This window comes from Rhodococcus sp. ACS1, from assembly GCF_002300155.1.
In the GTDB taxonomy this organism is placed as follows: domain Bacteria; phylum Actinomycetota; class Actinomycetes; order Mycobacteriales; family Mycobacteriaceae; genus Rhodococcus_F; species Rhodococcus_F koreensis.
This window is the reverse complement of record NZ_NSDZ01000006.1, coordinates 366,481-382,507: the sequence shown is the minus strand read 5'-3', so window position 1 is coordinate 382,507 and position 16,027 is coordinate 366,481. Positions and strand designations below refer to the sequence as shown.

The 16,027-nt window shown below is 64.6% G+C and carries 14 protein-coding genes; 2 read left to right on the top strand and 12 right to left on the bottom strand.

The window, feature by feature from the left end:
- Positions 1-71 precede the first annotated feature (71 nt).
- The 6 genes from CJ179_RS30260 to CJ179_RS50685 all read right to left on the bottom strand — a co-directional run bounded on the left by CJ179_RS30260 (position 72) and on the right by CJ179_RS50685 (position 5,124).
- Complete coding sequence (locus tag CJ179_RS30260) at positions 72-1,058, bottom strand: glycine betaine ABC transporter substrate-binding protein (RefSeq protein ID WP_072941241.1); 987 nt, start codon at positions 1,056-1,058, stop codon at positions 72-74.
- On the bottom strand, positions 1,055-1,792 hold the full coding sequence (locus tag CJ179_RS30255; RefSeq protein ID WP_179377686.1) for an ABC transporter permease: 738 nt from the start codon (positions 1,790-1,792) through the stop codon (positions 1,055-1,057). The genes CJ179_RS30260 and CJ179_RS30255 overlap by 4 nt, the downstream gene beginning before the upstream one ends.
- Entirely contained in the window at positions 1,789-3,021 is a 1,233-nt protein-coding gene (locus tag CJ179_RS30250; protein WP_095863867.1) for an ABC transporter ATP-binding protein, read from the bottom strand. The genes CJ179_RS30255 and CJ179_RS30250 overlap by 4 nt, the downstream gene beginning before the upstream one ends.
- Positions 3,018-3,656, bottom strand: a complete 639-nt coding sequence (locus CJ179_RS30245) for an ABC transporter permease (protein WP_095864030.1) — start codon at positions 3,654-3,656, stop codon at positions 3,018-3,020. Before CJ179_RS30245 ends, CJ179_RS30250 begins: the two co-directional genes overlap by 4 nt.
- Positions 3,657-3,919: 263 nt before the next feature.
- Positions 3,920-4,837 carry a TauD/TfdA family dioxygenase gene (locus CJ179_RS30240; RefSeq protein WP_095863866.1) on the bottom strand — a complete coding sequence of 306 codons (918 nt, stop codon included), beginning with the start codon at positions 4,835-4,837 and terminating at the stop codon, positions 3,920-3,922.
- Positions 4,838-4,923: 86 nt separating this feature from the next.
- Positions 4,924-5,124, bottom strand: coding sequence for a hypothetical protein (locus tag CJ179_RS50685; protein ID WP_143051471.1), 201 nt, complete (start codon positions 5,122-5,124; stop codon positions 4,924-4,926).
- 417 nt (positions 5,125-5,541) lie between these two features.
- Here CJ179_RS50685 and CJ179_RS30235 point away from each other — a divergent pair, with 417 nt between their 5' ends.
- Both CJ179_RS30235 and CJ179_RS30230 read left to right on the top strand, forming a co-directional pair.
- Entirely contained in the window at positions 5,542-6,288 is a 747-nt protein-coding gene (locus CJ179_RS30235) for a YcnI family protein (protein ID WP_072941249.1), read from the top strand.
- Positions 6,275-7,948 (top strand): CopD family protein, encoded by a 1,674-nt coding sequence (locus tag CJ179_RS30230; protein ID WP_095863865.1) that lies wholly within the window; start codon positions 6,275-6,277, stop codon positions 7,946-7,948. Before CJ179_RS30235 ends, CJ179_RS30230 begins: the two co-directional genes overlap by 14 nt.
- Before the next feature lie 36 nt (positions 7,949-7,984).
- Here CJ179_RS30230 and CJ179_RS30225 read toward each other — a convergent pair whose 3' ends face one another.
- The 6 genes from CJ179_RS30225 to CJ179_RS30195 all read right to left on the bottom strand — a co-directional run bounded on the left by CJ179_RS30225 (position 7,985) and on the right by CJ179_RS30195 (position 15,636).
- Complete coding sequence (locus CJ179_RS30225; RefSeq protein ID WP_095863864.1) at positions 7,985-8,950, bottom strand: MetQ/NlpA family ABC transporter substrate-binding protein; 966 nt, start codon at positions 8,948-8,950, stop codon at positions 7,985-7,987.
- 141 nt (positions 8,951-9,091) lie between these two features.
- On the bottom strand, positions 9,092-9,946 hold the full coding sequence (locus tag CJ179_RS30220; protein ID WP_257015847.1) for an ABC transporter permease: 855 nt from the start codon (positions 9,944-9,946) through the stop codon (positions 9,092-9,094).
- A complete protein-coding gene (locus CJ179_RS30215) occupies positions 9,927-10,799 on the bottom strand; it encodes an ABC transporter ATP-binding protein (protein ID WP_072941252.1) in 873 nt (290 codons plus the stop codon). The genes CJ179_RS30220 and CJ179_RS30215 overlap by 20 nt, the downstream gene beginning before the upstream one ends.
- A gap of 37 nt (positions 10,800-10,836) precedes the next feature.
- Positions 10,837-11,952 (bottom strand): ABC transporter substrate-binding protein, encoded by a 1,116-nt coding sequence (locus tag CJ179_RS30210; protein WP_257015846.1) that lies wholly within the window; start codon positions 11,950-11,952, stop codon positions 10,837-10,839.
- Positions 11,953-12,824: 872 nt separating this feature from the next.
- On the bottom strand, positions 12,825-14,732 hold the full coding sequence (locus CJ179_RS30200) for a family 2A encapsulin nanocompartment cargo protein cysteine desulfurase (protein WP_083395861.1): 1,908 nt from the start codon (positions 14,730-14,732) through the stop codon (positions 12,825-12,827).
- Complete coding sequence (locus CJ179_RS30195; RefSeq protein WP_095863862.1) at positions 14,704-15,636, bottom strand: family 2A encapsulin nanocompartment shell protein; 933 nt, start codon at positions 15,634-15,636, stop codon at positions 14,704-14,706. The genes CJ179_RS30200 and CJ179_RS30195 overlap by 29 nt, the downstream gene beginning before the upstream one ends.
- Positions 15,637-16,027: the final 391 nt, after the last annotated feature.

The following is a 16,027-nucleotide window of genomic DNA, read 5'->3' as shown; positions in this document are numbered from 1 at the left end:
CGGTGCCACTACAGTCCCTTGGAACGCCGTGCGCGAAAACACACCCTAGGTGTGTGGTGTGGGCACCCTGATCACTCCACGAGCGACTCGCTCTTCAGCCAGTCGTACGCGACATCTGCGGGATCCTCGCCGTCGATGTCGACTCGGCCGTTCAGTTCCTGCATCAAGTCGTCGGTCAGTCGCTCGGAGACCACACCCAGCAGGTCGGCGATCTCCGGATATCGATTGATGATCTCGTCCCGGACCACCGCGGTGCCGCTGTAGGGCAGGAAGAACTTGCGGTCGTCGTCGAGGACTGCGAGGTTCAGGTTCTTCACGCGACCGTCGGTGGTGTAGACCATTCCGAAGTTGCAGGGTGCGCTCTCCGCCGTGGACGTATACACCACACCGGCATCCATCCGGGTGACGTTGCTCGACGGAACACCGCCGGGCGCGTTGAGGGGGATGCCGTAGGTCTCGAGCATCGGAACGAACCCGTCCGCACGACTGAAGAACTCGTCGTCGACGCAGAATGTCCGTTCGGATTCCGGCAAACGTGCGACATCCGAGAGCGATGTGACGCCCAGCCGCTCGGCGGTCGGTGCCGATGCGGCGAAGGCGTACGTGTCGTTGAAGTTGGCCGGAGGCAGCCATTCGAGGTCGTGGTCGCGCTGCTCGACGTCGTGTACGCGCTGCCACAGTTCCCCGGGATCCGGGATCGTCTCCGTCTCACCGTGGTAGTTCACCCACCCCGTGCCGGTGTACTCCCACAGGATGTCGGCGTCACCGTTGAGTTGTGCTTGCCGTGAGGACGCGGATCCCGGCGCGCCCGTGAGGTCGGTGACCTTCGCGCCCGCCGCGGCCAGGTAGGTCGCGGTGATCTTCCCGAGAAGCACCCCCTCAGTGAAGCTCTTGGACGTCACGACGAGGGAGGAATCCGCCAGTGGGCGATCGCCGCCGGGCAGGGTCGCGTCGTGGAACGTGCCCGAAGAGCTGACCAATCCACAACCGGAGGCCACGCTCGCGGACACCGTGACCGCGATCGCGGTCGCAGCAAGTCGAAGACGCAGCCGGTTCATGCCACTCCTCGCGGGGTTGCGACGAGCTCGACCAACCGTCCGAGCCAATCGATGATCAACGCCAGTAGTCCGACCAGGATGGCCCCGGAGATGAGCAGTTTCGGCAGGAACAGTGTGACTCCCGTCGTGATGAGCGTGCCCAGGCTTGTGGCGCCGATGAATGTGCTGAGGGTTGCCGTGCCGACGAGGATCACGAGTGCGGTCCGGACGCCGTTCAGGATCACGGGAACGGCGAGCGGCAACTCCACCTGCACCAGCGTGCGCAGACCCGAGAAGCCGATGCCTCGCGCGGCCTCGATGGTTCGTCGATCGACCTGGTCGATACCGACGATCGTGTTCTGCAGGATGGGCAGGATCGCGTAGACCACGAGCCCGACCACTGCGGTGCGGAATCCGGTGCCCAGCCACATGGTGAGCAGAACGATCAGACCCACGGCGGGCGCCGCTTGGCCGACGTTCGCGAAATTGACCACTACCGGCTTGACCGGTCTGGCCTTCTCGCGGGTGAGCACGATTCCCAGGGGAATGGCGATCAGGACGACGATGACCGTGGCGGTCAGGGTCAACGTGATGTGGTCGAGGATCGTCGTCCGGAGGTTGCTCCAGCCCAGTGACGCCTCCTCGGTCGGCGTCAGCGTGGTGGACCGATACCACAGGATGTACCCGGTACCGAAGACGACGATGAGAAGGGGTTCGAACCACACATCCATCGGCAAGCGACGAAGCCGGTTCACGGGGTCGTGCCCTCGGTGTGCGCGGTGTACGTGACGTGCCCGTCGCCGGCCCGCGCGTCGGACAGCTGTCCGCGGATGACCGCCATCACCGTCGCGATGGTGAGTGCCCCGGTCACCGCACCTCTGCTGTCGGTGACGAGGACGCCGCCCTGGCTCGCGGCCAGCATGGAGTCGAGCGCATCGTTGAGCGTGGACGACGGCGCCACCACCGGGAGACGCGGGTCGACGTAGTCGGACACCCGATCCTTGGTGGCCACTTCGTCGAGCGACGGCCACGCTTGGGCCCGGCCGTCGCCGTCGACGACGACGATCCACGTCACGCCCTGTGCTCGAGCACGACCGATGACCTCGTCAGACGGCTCGCCGATTCTCGCGGTCACCACCGGATCGTGCTCGACATCCTTCACCCGCGACAGAGTCAGGTGGGCAAGCGTCGCACCCGACCCGACGAACTCCTCGACGAAGGGGGTGGCCGGCTTCGCCAGAATCTCCTCGGGCGTCGCGTACTGCTCGATGTGGCCGCCCTCGGAGAGGATCAGGACCTTGTCTCCGAGTTTCGTGGCCTCCTCGAAATCGTGTGTCACGATCACGATCGTCTTCCCGAGTTCGTGCTGGATTGCGATCAGTTTGTCCTGCAAGCGAACTCGAGTGATGGGATCGACCGCTCCGAACGGCTCGTCCATCAGGAGAACCGGCGGGTCCGCGGCGAGTGCACGTGCCACCCCGACCCGCTGCTGCTGCCCGCCCGACATGTCCTTGGGGAGCCTGTCCTCGAAGGTGGCGGCATCGAGTCCGACGAGATCGAGCAGATACTCGGTGCGTTCGGCGATGCGTTGCGCATTCCACCCCAGCACCCGCGGAATGGCGCCGATGTTCTTGGCCACGGACCAGTGTGGGAACAGGCCACCCGACTGGATGACATAGCCGATCGACTGCCTGAGCTTGTCCGGATCTTCGCCGGTGACGTCGCGGTCGCCGATGAAGATGCGTCCCTCGGTCGGTTCGATGAGGCGATTGATCATTTTCAGTGTGGTCGTCTTGCCGCACCCCGACGGACCGACGAATGCGACGATGTGACCGGCCTCGATATCGAGATCGAGTTTCTGCACGGCCGGCTTCGTCTGGCCACGATACTGCTTCACCACTCCGTCGAGCCGAATGGAGGCACCGGTGACCGTGCGCTCGCCGGCCACCGTATCGGCGGCGCTCCCGGTCTTCTCGTCGGTCATGACAATCCCTTCGCGATGGTGAGCCGCCCGAGGAGGACGAGCAGGCCGTCGAACACCAGGGCGATGACGACGATGAGCACGGTTCCGGTCAGTGCCATCTCCACGGAGTTCGTCCCTCCCAATCGGGACAGGCCGTTGAAGATCAGCGAGCCGAGTCCCGGCCCGAGGACGTACGCGACGATCGCGGCGACACCGACGACCATCTGAGTCGACACCCGAATCCCGGTGAGGATGACCGGCCAGGCCATGGGCAACGACACCGAGAACAGGATGCGTCGACGGGAGAGCCCGATCCCGCGTGCGGATTCGATGACCGAATCGGGAACCGAGCGCAGGCCGACGATCGCGTTGCCGATGACAGGCATTGCCGCGAAGAACGCCAGCATGATGAACGACGGCACGACTCCCAGCCCGAACGGCACGATCAGCAGGGCGAGCAATGCGAGGGACGGGATCGTCAACGCGACCCTGCTGGTGGTGAGTGTCAAGGCCGAGAAGAGCGGCAGGCGGTGCACCGCGATGGCGATGAGCACGGCGACGATGGTGCCGACCAGCACAGTTTGGAACGCGAGCGATGCGTGCTGATACGTCAGGAACCCGAGGAACTCTCCCCTTCCCTGCAGGTAGTTCCACATGTTCACGAGATTCCCCCTTGCGGCCACCGTGTTTCGGGGGCACATCGACTCCAGTACTCCGCCCGTGCCGGACGGCGACGATACCGCCCGGATACCGACGACGACCGAGTACCCAGTCTCGCCGATCGCAGACCGATCCGCAGGAAAGGGGATCGGCATGTCCGCCAACTGCGGCGACACCGATCGACGCAGAAATCAACCGTTTTCGACACAGTTGAAATCAGCTCGAGCCGAACACCTCGAGGCGTGATTCCGCGGCCGAATTACTGTGCCTCGAAGGGGTCACCCTCGAGTGCCTCGGACTTGCGGCCGTCCGGTCCGGCGGGCACGTCACCTTCGAGGGTGATGCGGAACAGTCGACGGTCGTCGTCGGTGACGAGGTCGTTCGGCGCGAGATGGACCGACGAACGGTTGTCCCAGAACGCGATCGACCCCGGCTCCCACTTGAACCGCACCGTGTACTCGGGGCGAGCCAGCTCTTCGTAGAACAGGCCGAGAAGGCGACGACTCTCGTGGGCCGACACACCGGCGATCTGCTGAGTGAAGCCCGGGTTGACGTAGAGGGCCTTCTCCCCCGTCTCGGGGTGCACCCGCACCACCGGGTGTTCGCTGACCAGCGGGCGCCGCTCGACACGGCGGAGGTAGTCCTCGGTGGGCGTCGAACCGGCGTCGGGCGCGAATCGGTGCACCGCACGCAGTTCGTCGGCGAGTCGCTGGATCGGCGCCGACAGACCGTCATACGCGGCGACGCCGTTGGACCACTGGGTGTCGCCGCCGTACGGGGACAGCACCTCCGCGCGCAGAATCGACGCGAAGGGTGGGTTGACCGCAGCGGTGACGTCCGCGTGCCATCGCACCTTGTCGTAACCACCGCTGGACGCGACCCGCGATGTGAAGCGATCGCGGAAGATCGGATAGATCGTCGGATGGTTCGGGTCGGGAATCGAGTCGAAGAGTGGGTGTGCCGGAGTCGGCTTCCCGAAGTACGACGCGAAACGTAGGTGCTGGTCGTGGTCGAGGAACTGTTCTCGGAAGAACACGACCTTCCACTTCAGCAGTGCGTCGCGGATCGCCTGGATTTCGTCGCCGGTCAGCTCGCGGGTCAGATCGACGCCGCGAACCTCGGCGCCGGTGTATCCGGACTGCGGGATCACAGCGAGTCGAGTTGCGGCCTGCGTCATGTGAACTCCTTCTGTGGGGACTTTCGGCAGCGGCATCGGGCGACACCGTCCACTGCGTTCGGGGCAAAGGGCGACGGGACTGAGGTTCAGGCGGTCCGGCGGATCGTGTGGGTGGCCGCGCACATCGGGCACCACGTCGCCTCACCGACGATCCACCCGTTGGTGCGTGCGAAGGCGACCGCCTCCCGACGACCGGCGACGGCGGCGTCGAAGCGGTGCTCACACAGATCACACCGCAGCATCCATCCACGCTTCCCTGAGGACCGCACCAAAATGTGAACAGTCATGTCACCCCCGTGACTTCGTCAGACTTCGTTCTCAGCATGGCACACCCTGCCCCGCGCTGAGTTGTCCCACACAGGCGCTCCGGGCCGCCGCCCGGATTCGACTCTCGTGTTCGACTCCGGGTGTGCAGTCGAGATGTAGGCGCGACACTTCTTCGCTCCCAACGGATTCAGAGCTATCGCACGCGCCGACCAGTCGCCAAATCCGCCCTCCGCAGTCCCTGCCGTGGGCACGAACCCGAGTAACCATCACGCCGATCCGAACCCTCCGCCGCATCTGCGAGGAGCATTAGCATCGTTGATATTCAGCGGTTTCCGGTGTCTGTTCGCGCGGACGGTCCGGCGTCTCGCCAGCAGTCCCCACCCGAAACACACCAGTCATATGCAACCAACTCGCGCGGTCAATGGAGTCGATTCAGTATGTCGAACAATGAAAATGTCAACGTCGGTCGCCGGTGGAGTGCGATTGCGCGCCGCGTCGCAGCCGTGACGGCGCTCGGAGGCGTGGCACTGCTCGGCTTCGCCGCACCTGCCGCGGCGCATGTCCACGTCGACAGCGCGGAGCAGCTGTCGAAGGGCGGATACGGCCTGGTGCGCCTCATCGTTCCCACCGAGTCGGACGACGCGTCGACAATCGGTCTGTCCCTCACGGTCCCCGAGGGCGTCGACTTGACCTCGGCTCGGACGCTGCCGATTCCGGGATGGACGGCGACGGTCGAACGTGAGCAGTCGGGCGACGGGGAACGGGTGTCACGAGTCAGATGGCAGGCGACGGATCCCGCGAACGGATTGAAGGCAGCGGAATTCGGGGTGTTCACCCTGTCGGCGGGACCGTGGCCCGAGGACGTCGACTCGGTTCCGCTACCCACTGAGCAGATCTACAGCGACGGATCGGTGGTGTCCTGGAACGAGGTTGCCGTCAACGCAGGCATCGAACCCGAACACCCGGCTCCCGTCGTCACGCTCGCCTCCGGTGGCGCGCACGGCGACGGGCACAGCGGCACACCAGATTCGGCACCGGCCGACGGTTCGTCCCATGTGGCCGCGTCCGACAGCGATTCGACAGCGTGGCTGTGGCGCACGATCGCTGTGGTCGCCCTGGTGCTCTCGCTGGGGGCGACAATCGCGGTGATCGCTCTCGTGCGTCGGGGTCATGTCCGAACCTAGCCCGCCGGTGCTCGTGCAGAACGACAACCGCCGATTCGCGGTCACGATGACGCGAGCTGTTGCGTTCTCCTGGCTACTCACGCTCTTTGCGACGGCAGCATGGTTGGCGCCACCCGCGTCGGCCCACGCCACCATCGTCTCGACCACTCCGGGCGACGGATCGCACGTCGACGTGTCGCCGGAGGTACTGGCCTTCGAGTTGAGTGAGCCGGTCACGCTGGTCGAGGGGTCGGCGCAGCTGATCGACAGCACCGGTGCCCGCCACTCGGTCGCGACCGACCGGGTCGAGGAAGGTGGCCGCCGGATCGTGTTCGTGGTCGACGGAAAGATTCCCGACGGGGCGTATCTCGCTACGGCACGGGTGATCTCCGCAGACACCCACGTGGTGTCGCTGTCGAGCAGATTCACGGTGGGCTCGGTCACCCAGTTCGGTCACGCCCTCGACGCCGGTGTGACAACAACCGGAGCCGAGCAGTACCTCCGCTACCCGAGCAAGTCGGCGGTGTACCTCGGTGTCGTCCTGTCCTCGGGCCTCATGATCGCCGGCCGCTGGGTCTGGCCCACCGCCCTGGGCGACCGCCGTTTTCGCACGGTCTACCGGGTGGGAACGGCGATATTGACCGTCGGGCTGCTCGGTCGATTCATCGTGCAGGTTGCGGGGCAGTCGGGCGGGCTGGTCGACGCGTCGGCGTCGGCTGTCGCAACCGTCCTGGGTGCTCAGCTGGGTGTCGCGATCGTCGTGGCGGTGGTGCTGAACCTCGCCTGCTTCGCGTATCCGCCCGGGACTAACCGGACCGCCGACGTACTCGGGTACCTCGAGGCCGCGTCGGCGGTTGTCGCGATCACGCTCGGCGGTCACGGGGGGTCCACCGAAAGATGGCCGCTGGCGTTCATCGGCACCGCTGCGCACGTATACGCCGCCGCTGTGTGGCTCGGCGGAGTGTGCATCCTGGCTCTGGTAGTCGACGGTGCCGCGCAGCTCGAACGATGGCATCGGGTGGCCGCAGGCCATGTGGTGCTCGTGTCCGCCACAGGTCTGACCCTCGCGATCCTGCAGGTCCGTCCCATCGAGGCGCTGTTTCGCACCTCGTACGGACTGGTGCTGACCGTCAAGGTCGTACTGGTCGGGCTCGTCGTGGTCGCCGGCTACCTGACATACCGTCGGTACCGCCACGGAACGACCGACCCGGCCGGTGACCGCGGTGAGAACCCGCGGCGCTCGCGCACCGTGATCGTCGAGGCCGCTCTCGCGGTCGCGGTCCTCGCTGCGACGTCGTTGCTGTCGTCTCTCACACCCGCCAAGGACAGCTACACCACGAGTGTGTACACCGAGCTGAACTTCGGTGCGTCGGAGATCCTGGACGTCGAGATCGACTCCGTCCGCCGCGGCCCCCAGACATTGACCGTCCGGTTCCGGACCCCGGATGCTGGGTTCGCCGCGGGCGCAGCGCTGCCCGACGTGGACGTCGAACTCTCCTCGGCCGTCGCCAATGTCGCACGGATGCCGGTCGAACTCACCAGAACCGGACCCGACGGCGACGGACTCACTTGGATCAGTGACGGGGTGATCGTGCCGACCGCCGGGGAGTGGAAGGTCACGGTTCGGTTCGAGGGCACCCACGGACCCAAGCTGGCGTCCTTCGATTACGAGGCCCTCTAGAGAATCCGGCACTGTCGACAGGCCCCTGACCGTGCGTCACTCGCTCTCCGCCGCGGCCACCGGAATGTTCGCGCCCCGGAATTTCGTTTCCAGGAACTGGGCCAGTTCTGGGCTTTCCAGCGCACGTGCCAGTTCGAGCACTCGCTGGTCACCCGCCAACCTCGACGGCGCGACGAGCACATGCGCATAGGGATTCCCCGGGCCCGGTTCGATCGCGAGCGCGTCTTCCGCCGGCGTCAGACCGATGGATGCCGCGTCATCCGGATTGAGGACCACTGCGTCGTAATTTTCGTACAGCGACTGGAGGTAGTCGTCGTAGCCGAGTCCCAGGAGTGTCAGGTGCCGGAGCGAGTCCAGCACGTTCGCCTGGGTAATCGTGAGATCCACCGCCGAGGTACCCCCGAACGGGCGATCCAGCTTCACCAGCCCCGCGCTCTGCAGCAGATAGAGTCCACGCGCGAAACCGGTCGACGTCGCGGGGAGCACGACCTGCGAGCCATGGGGAAGACTCTGTCCGGTCACCTCGTCCGCCACCAGGCCCACGTTCACCCAGCTCTCGGTGTCTTTCACATCCTTCCATTTCGACGAGTACAGGCCGTATGGAACGACATTCACCTTCGACACAATGCTCAGATTGTCGTACGAATGCGTGCCGAGATCGGCTTCGAACGCGGGGATGTGCTGATAGAAGGAAAGGTCGCCGTCCCCGGCGGCCACCTTCCCGTTGGAATCTTCCGACGCGTCGACGAGTTCGATTTTCGCCGAGGCCGGCAGGAGATTCTCGACCGCGTACTCCAAGATCTCGCGGTCGTCACCGGCGCCGACGTAGACGACGAGCGAGTCCCCGGAACCCCCGGCGGTCTCGTAATCGACCTGTGTGTCCGACCCGCAGCCAACCAACCCTGTAACGGCCGCCAGCGTGAAGGCGACGGTCGCGAGGACGCTGCGCCGGTTGAGAACCACCGTTGCGTTGACACGGCTGTGGTGACTTGCGCGTTGCATCTGACCACTCACTCCACTCTCAGAGGTTTTCGACACGGAACGACCGGCACCCAGGAACTCGGGCGCCGGGTTCCTGGGTGCACGGAAAGCTGACGACGATCTACCGACCGTTGCGGACGCCGGTACGGACTCGCGTGTTCGTCACTTGTTCGTCAGTCCTCGCTGCCATGCGGTCAGTCGCCATTCGGCACCGGTGAGCACGCCGTTGACGAGGATTCCGATGAGACCGAGGGTCAGGATGCCGGCATACATTGGGGGGGTCTGATAACGCAACGCGGCGTTGTTGATGTAGATACCCAAACCCTGCGCACCACCGACGAGTTCGGCGGCGACGAGAGCCGTGAACGCGTTCGCAGCAGCCAGACGGATCCCCGGGAAGATCGCCGGGATCGCCGCCGGAAGAACCACGCGGCTGAAAATGTACACCCGCCCGGCTCCGAGTGTCCGGGCCGCATTCAGCAGGATGCGCTCCACACCCCCGACCGCTCCGACCGCGTTGATGAAGATCGGCCAGAAGCAGGCCCACACGACAATGGCCACCTTGGACTCCTCGCCGATTCCGAGGAACACGACGAAGACCGGCAACAGCGCGAGCAGCGAAAGATTCCGGAAGAACAGCAGGAGCGGTTCAGCGAGCTTCTGGAAGATCCGGAACGATCCGACGACGATGCCGAGGGTGATGCCCGCCACGAGCGCAATGGCGAATCCGGTCAACGCACGCTCGACACTCGGCCAGATCTCGGAGCGCAACGTGCCGTCCGTAAGTCCGTCGACGAACGCCGTGGCCACATCCTGTGGCTTCGACAGATACAGTGCGCTGACGTACTCGGAATCAACGATCCACCACCAGAGCACCAAAAAGGCTGACAGCCCGATGATTCCGTAGATCAATCTGTCGTATTTCACGAGCCACGGGTTGGGCGCCTTGGGCGGAGTGAGATCCTCGTCCAGCAGGTGTTCCTCGCCGCGTGCCGGCTCAGTGATCGTCGTTGCCAATGTGCACCTCCTCCTCTAGGACGCGCGCGACGCGCGACCGGATGTGCGCGAACTCCTCCGAGTTGCGGGAGTCGCTGTCCCGGGGCCGCGGAAGCTCGATGTCGAACAGCGTCTTCACCTTGCCGGGTGCACGGGTCATGACCGCGATCCGATCCGACAGGAAGATGGCCTCGTCGATCGAGTGGGTGACGAAGAGGATCGTCTTCTTCGTGTCACCGGATTCCCAGATACGCAGCAACTCGCCCTGCAGGAACTCACGCGTCTGCGCATCCAGGGCGGCGAACGGCTCATCGAACACCAGGATGTCGGGTTCGTAAGCGAGAACGCGCGCGATCGCGACCCGCTGACGCATACCACCGGAGAGCTGGTGAGGAAGCCGGTTGGCGGCGGCTTCCAGGCCCACCGTCTTCAGCACCTTCGCTGCCCTCGCCCTGCGTTCCGCCTTGGGGACGCCGCGAATCTTGAGACCGACCTCGACGTTCTTCTGCGCCGTCAGCCAGGGGAACAAGGCGTAACCCTGGAAGACGACGCCGACGTTCTTGTTGACGCCTTCGACTCGTTTTCCGTCGACGAGAACAGCTCCGCCGTTGTGAGTCTCCAAGCCCGCGAGGATGTTCAAAAACGTCGACTTGCCGCAGCCACTCGGCCCGAGGAGGGAGAGGAACTCGCCGCTCTTGATCTGCAGGTCGAATCCGTCGAGGACTGCGGTGGCGTCCTTGGTCGACCTCGATCCCGGTTTCGGATAGATCTTGGCGACGCGCTTCGCCTCGATCTTCCAGTCCGTACCGTGGGCACGGGGCGCGATCGGCCCCGCGTCCTGCTCGAATCGTTCAGCTAGCACTTGTTGAGTCATGTCGTGTGACTTCCTGTCGGGTGCGGATGGCGCCGGATCACTTTTCGAGGCCCTCGATGTCGACGAGGTGCGTCTTGAAGATCCCGTCGTTCTGCTCGTCGGTCACGATCTCAGTGTTGTCTTCCTGGGATTCCAGAAGGTCTGCGGACTTCGCGTAGGGGTTGAAGGCGTTGGTCGCAACATCTTCGGGCTTCAGATTCTCCGAGCCCGGCAGCGGCTCACCCACCTCTTCCACGAGATCCCACCACAGCTGCAGGCTCGCCTTGTCGAGCAGAGCGTTGGGTGCGTAGTGCCAGTTGGTGGTCTGCTCCACCGGATATCCCGTGGTCTTGCCGGCGATCTCCGCGGACTCCTTCGGGTGGGCGTTGGCCCAGTTGGCCGTCTTCGCGATCACGCCCACGAACGCACGCGCCGCGTCCGGGTACTTCTGCAGCCACGCGTTGCTCGCGACATACGGTGCCTGGCCACCCAGCGGGCCCCAGTCTTCGAAAGACGTGAAGGCCTGGGTGAACTTGTCCGGCTGGCTCTGCAGCACACCGACCAGCGGCGGGTGGAAGACCCCGAGGTCGACCTCGCCTCTTTCGATCGCTGGTGCAATGAGCTCGTTCTTGAGCTCGAGGAAGTTGACCTTGTTCAGATCCACACCGTTGTTCTGCAGGTATCGCTTGATCACCAGGTCTGTGCAACTGTTGGACCCGGAAAGACCAATCGTCTTGCCCTCGATGGCCTTCAGATTCTCCTTGGTGATGTCCGAGCCCACCTTGGTGAAGTAGGCCATGTGAGGCATGTCGGGCAGGTCGAGCATGCTCGAGGCGATGGCCGTGAACTTGAAGCCCTTCACCTTCCCGTCGATGTCGTTGTTGAACATGCCCGTCGCGATGTCGATCGCGCCCTGATCGAGCAACTGCACCGCGGGCACAGCCGTGGCAGGCCCGACGTACTCCGGACGGACCCCGGCGTTGTCCCAATACCCCAATTCGTCAGCGATCCTGACCAGCGACAGGGCGGTGGGCGAGTTGGCGAAGCGGAACGTCACCGCCCCGTCGTCATCGCTACCACTGCCGCACCCGGCCAGCACCAGCGGCGCTGCAACCAACAGCGCCGACCAGGTGGACAACTTCTTCGTCAGGCGCATGTTGCCGAAGACGCTCATGCTCGCGCCTCCCGGTGCGTGGTTCTGCCACTCACGGCATTTCCTCTCTCTCGCGGTGGATGTGGTCGTCGGTTCCCGGTTGGCCGGTCACTCCCGAGGAATAATTCGATTTAGAAGATAAAGCTCGGGCACAGGCTTTTCCTACGGATAGATTCACCATGAGCCAAGCTCCCATGACCCGAAGCAGCATGAGACCGCGTAAAACCAAGTGGTTCAATGGATATGGACTTGCTCGACCGGGCAAGAGGTGACGGAATATGAAGAATTTATTAACGATGGAGCAATGATCTTGTAGATGGGAATTGTGAATCATCCTTTCCCAGTGCAATAAGTTGATCAGCTCATGAGTCACTGCATCTGAATGTCGCCCTCATCCCTGCGGGCGTGCCCTGAGACTGTGTAGCCGAAGGCTCGGCCGGCCGCCGGTGCGGGCTGCTCCGCCCCGACTATCAAGCCACGACCACACCAAGGCAGTTAGCGGCGGGCGAACTGATCGGCGGTGCGGGGATGGGCTGGGGTTTGACCGACATCGTGTGGCTCGGCGCGGTAGACGAGGAGCGCGGGGCCGGGGAGCTCGAGACCGCGGTGTCCACTCCGCTGCCCGACTCGCACTGGCGCGCCGTTCTCAACGAGATCGCGCCCAGTTCCTCCAGGTTCGTGGCCTCGCCCCGATCGTCCGTACGGCCCAATTCGAGCAGTACGTTCGCTGACTCGGCGAGTTGCGGTATCCACATCTGGGTCAACCGCAGACCTGGACCGACTAACGCGAGTCTGCACGGCGCAGGATGACACCGGCAACCACGGTCGAAAACGCGGTCGCGACCAGCACCGAAGTCGTGATCCAGGCAGCGAACCTGGGGCCGGGTTGCCCGTCAGGAGCGGCGACCGGCATCGGCGGCCAGTTGGTGGAGGACGGCGACCATCCGGTCCACCTCCTCGCAGGTGTTGTAGAACGACAACGACGGCCGCACCGTGCCCTCGACACCGAATCTCCGCATGATCGGTTGCGCGCAGTGATGTCCCGCGCGCACCGCGATGCCCTTCGAGTTGAGCGCCTTACCCACCTCGAGCGGCTCGTACCCGGCGAGCACGAATGAGATCACGCTCGCCTTTTCCGCCGCGGTACCGATCAGCCGCAACCCCGGAACGTTCCTCAGTTCTGCGGTGGCGTATTCGAGCAGGACATGCTCGTAACGGTTGACGTTCTCGATCCCGATCCGCTCCACGTACTCGATGGCAGCACCCAACCCCACTCCGTCGGCGATACTTCCGGTACCGGCCTCGAACCTCCCTGGTGGCAGCTGATAGGTGGACCGCTCGAGGGTCACGTCGGTGATCATGTTCCCCCCGCCGTGCCACGGCGGGGTATCCGCCAGTACGTCGGACTTGCCGTACAACGCGCCGATCCCCGTGGGGCCGAAGATCTTGTGCCCGGAAAAGACGAAGAAATCCGGGTCCAACGACTGCATGTCGACCCTGGTGTGCGGCACCGACTGCGCGCCGTCGACCAAGACGATCGCACCCGCACGGTGCGCTTCTTCCGTGATCTGGCGCACCGGGGTGATCGTGCCCAGCGCATTCGACACCTGGGCCACGGCCACGAGCTTCGTACGGTCCGACAGCAGCCTGGTGTACTCCCCCATCATCAACTGCCCCGAGTCGTCCACCGGGATCACCCGGATCACCGCGCCCGTCTCCGACGCCAGCATCTGCCACGGGACGATATTCGCGTGATGCTCGAGATGCGCGATCACGATCTCGTCGCCCTCGCGAATGTTCTTACGTCCCCACGTCTGCGCCACCAGGTTGATCGCCTCGGTGGCGCCGCGGACGAAGACGATCTCCTCCGCCGACGAGGCACCGATGAACCGTGCCACCGTCTGCCGTGCCTGCTCGTAGGCATCGGTCGAACGCGCAGCCAATTCGTGTGCGGCGCGATGAATATTCGAATTCTCGTGTTCGTAGAAATAGCTGATCCGGTCGATCACCACCTGCGGTTTCTGCGTCGTGGCGGCGTTGTCGAACCACACCAACGGATATCCATTTACTCGTTCACCCAGGATCGGGAAATCACGTCGAACCGCGTTGACGTCGAATCCGGGATGCGCATCCGCCACGGCGGGTCCGTGCGGCCCGGCCCGTCCGATCTGCGGCGCAGTGTCGGCCCCTGCCGTGCCTCGGTCGAGAAAGTAGAAGCTCGGTGCTCCCACGTCGGAGGACGATGGGGCGGACATCGACGCGCGCGCCCGATCGGACACCGCGGGAATCTCTTGTGCCGAGACGGGGATCGTGTACCCGCGACTCGTGTCGACACCGCCCGACCCGGGCCGATAACCGTTCGGTGGGTCGAGGAAGTAGAACGACGACGATGCAGGGGCGTCCGTGGACACACCTGGGAGTTCGGTGGTCAGTTCGGACGGTGAGACACCCTCGTCTATCCACGGCGCCGCGATCTCGGCTGGGGTGGCGCCATACGACGTTGCGGCGCTACTCGCGGATGATCCGCCCGGCGGGCCGGTCGGTGACGCCGGCGCGACGGGGACCTGGCTCTCGAAGCCCTGGGGAACGGTGACCGTATCCAGCGACGCGCCCGGCACCTGGCCCGGCTGACTCGCGCCGTCTGTCGCGGCAGCTGCCGGTGACGCGGCGGCACCCGACCCCGGTAGGCGCGAGAAATATTCGCCGGCCAGCCTGTTCAACGTCGCTTCGTCGGGCAGTTCCCATCCGCCGAAACCTGGCTGGTCGTCCGGCTCACTTCCGGTATGAGGGGGCGTAGTCATGGAACTTGTCCACCTCCGCGTCCTCGAGCAAGGCGATAGCGTCGTCGGTCAGGATCGCGAGCGAGCAGTACAGCGAGACGAGATATGACGCGATTGCGCTGCGGTCGATTCCCATGAATTTCACCGACAGGCCCATCCCCTGCTCGCCGGCCAGGCCCGGCTGGTACAGACCGACCACGCCCTGGCGGGACTCGCCGGTTCGGATCAGCAGGAACTTCGTCTTCCCGCCCTCGACCTTGACCTTGTCCGAAGGGATGATCGGGATGCCCCGCCATGTCACGAACTGGGAACCGAACATGCTCACGGTCGGCGGCGGTACACCGCGGCGCGTGCATTCCCGGCCGAACGCGGCAATCCCCTCGGGATGGGTCAGGAAGAAGGCCGGCTCCTTCCACGTCCTGGCGATCATGTTGTCCAGATCGTCCGGAGTCGGGGGCCCACCGACCGTGGAGAGTTTCTGCTTCTTCGCCGTATTCGCGATCAACCCATAGTCCGGGCTGTTGATCAGCTCGCCCTCTTGATGCTCTTTGATCGCCTCGATCGTGAGCCGCAGCTGCTGCGCGATCTGGTCGTGCGGGCTCGAGTAGAGGTCGGACACCCTGGTGTGCACGTCCAAAATGGTGTGAACGGCCTTGAGCCGATACTCCCGCGGTTCCTTCTCGTAATCGACGAAGGTCTCCGGCAGCGGGGACTCGTCGAAGTTGTCACACTTGATATCGACCGACTCCGGATGCACCACCCGGTTCAACCGGTAGATACCGGCTTCCACCGGAATCCAGCTCAGGCAGTGCACCAACCACCGTGGGGTGATCGACTCCATCTGCGGAACGGACTTGGTCGCATTCGCCAGAGTGCGCGCGGCATCATCACCCAATGCCATCGGCTGCGGTTTTGCATTCGTCATCGGCCACTCCTGCCCGAGCGTAAGCGCCGGACAGCCGCCCGACAGTGCCCAATCTTAGGCCCTTTACCTGCGGGAATCGACCCCGTTCCCCGACCACTCGACGATCGGTGTGCGAACAGAATCGTCGCGAAGGCCCTGCACATGGGGAGCGGCCCGCGGCCCCTTTTCGTTCGCGACCTCGCCGCGGCGAGTTTCCCGTCAGTTCCGGTCTGTACTGGTGTCAGTGGACACGAAGCGTAGGCGAGAGCCACAAGTCCGGTCCGCCCACCGCTGGTAGACGTTCTGCTGCCACAGCACGTCGTTCCACAGCCACTTCTGGTCGGCCGCGGAATCGAGGACCATGCGACCGGTGTGGTGCGGGCTTAAGACTCTTTCCAGTGAATCTGCACGA

What these genes read in the sequence shown, in the direction of transcription:
- CJ179_RS30195 (WP_095863862.1), bottom strand. Translation starts at nt 15,636, where the DNA reads ATGACGAATGCAAAACCGCAGCCGATGGCATTGGGTGATGATGCCGCG.
- CJ179_RS30210 (WP_257015846.1), bottom strand. Translation starts at nt 11,952, where the DNA reads ATGAGCGTCTTCGGCAACATGCGCCTGACGAAGAAGTTGTCCACCTGG.
- CJ179_RS30235 (WP_072941249.1), top strand. Translation starts at nt 5,542, where the DNA reads ATGTCGAACAATGAAAATGTCAACGTCGGTCGCCGGTGGAGTGCGATT.
- CJ179_RS50685 (WP_143051471.1), bottom strand. Translation starts at nt 5,124, where the DNA reads ATGACTGTTCACATTTTGGTGCGGTCCTCAGGGAAGCGTGGATGGATG.
- CJ179_RS30200 (WP_083395861.1), bottom strand. Translation starts at nt 14,732, where the DNA reads ATGACTACGCCCCCTCATACCGGAAGTGAGCCGGACGACCAGCCAGGT.
- CJ179_RS30240 (WP_095863866.1), bottom strand. Translation starts at nt 4,837, where the DNA reads ATGACGCAGGCCGCAACTCGACTCGCTGTGATCCCGCAGTCCGGATAC.
- CJ179_RS30230 (WP_095863865.1), top strand. Translation starts at nt 6,275, where the DNA reads ATGTCCGAACCTAGCCCGCCGGTGCTCGTGCAGAACGACAACCGCCGA.
- CJ179_RS30215 (WP_072941252.1), bottom strand. Translation starts at nt 10,799, where the DNA reads ATGACTCAACAAGTGCTAGCTGAACGATTCGAGCAGGACGCGGGGCCG.
- CJ179_RS30260 (WP_072941241.1), bottom strand. Translation starts at nt 1,058, where the DNA reads ATGAACCGGCTGCGTCTTCGACTTGCTGCGACCGCGATCGCGGTCACG.
- CJ179_RS30225 (WP_095863864.1), bottom strand. Translation starts at nt 8,950, where the DNA reads ATGCAACGCGCAAGTCACCACAGCCGTGTCAACGCAACGGTGGTTCTC.
- CJ179_RS30250 (WP_095863867.1), bottom strand. Translation starts at nt 3,021, where the DNA reads ATGACCGACGAGAAGACCGGGAGCGCCGCCGATACGGTGGCCGGCGAG.
- CJ179_RS30245 (WP_095864030.1), bottom strand. Translation starts at nt 3,656, where the DNA reads ATGTGGAACTACCTGCAGGGAAGGGGAGAGTTCCTCGGGTTCCTGACG.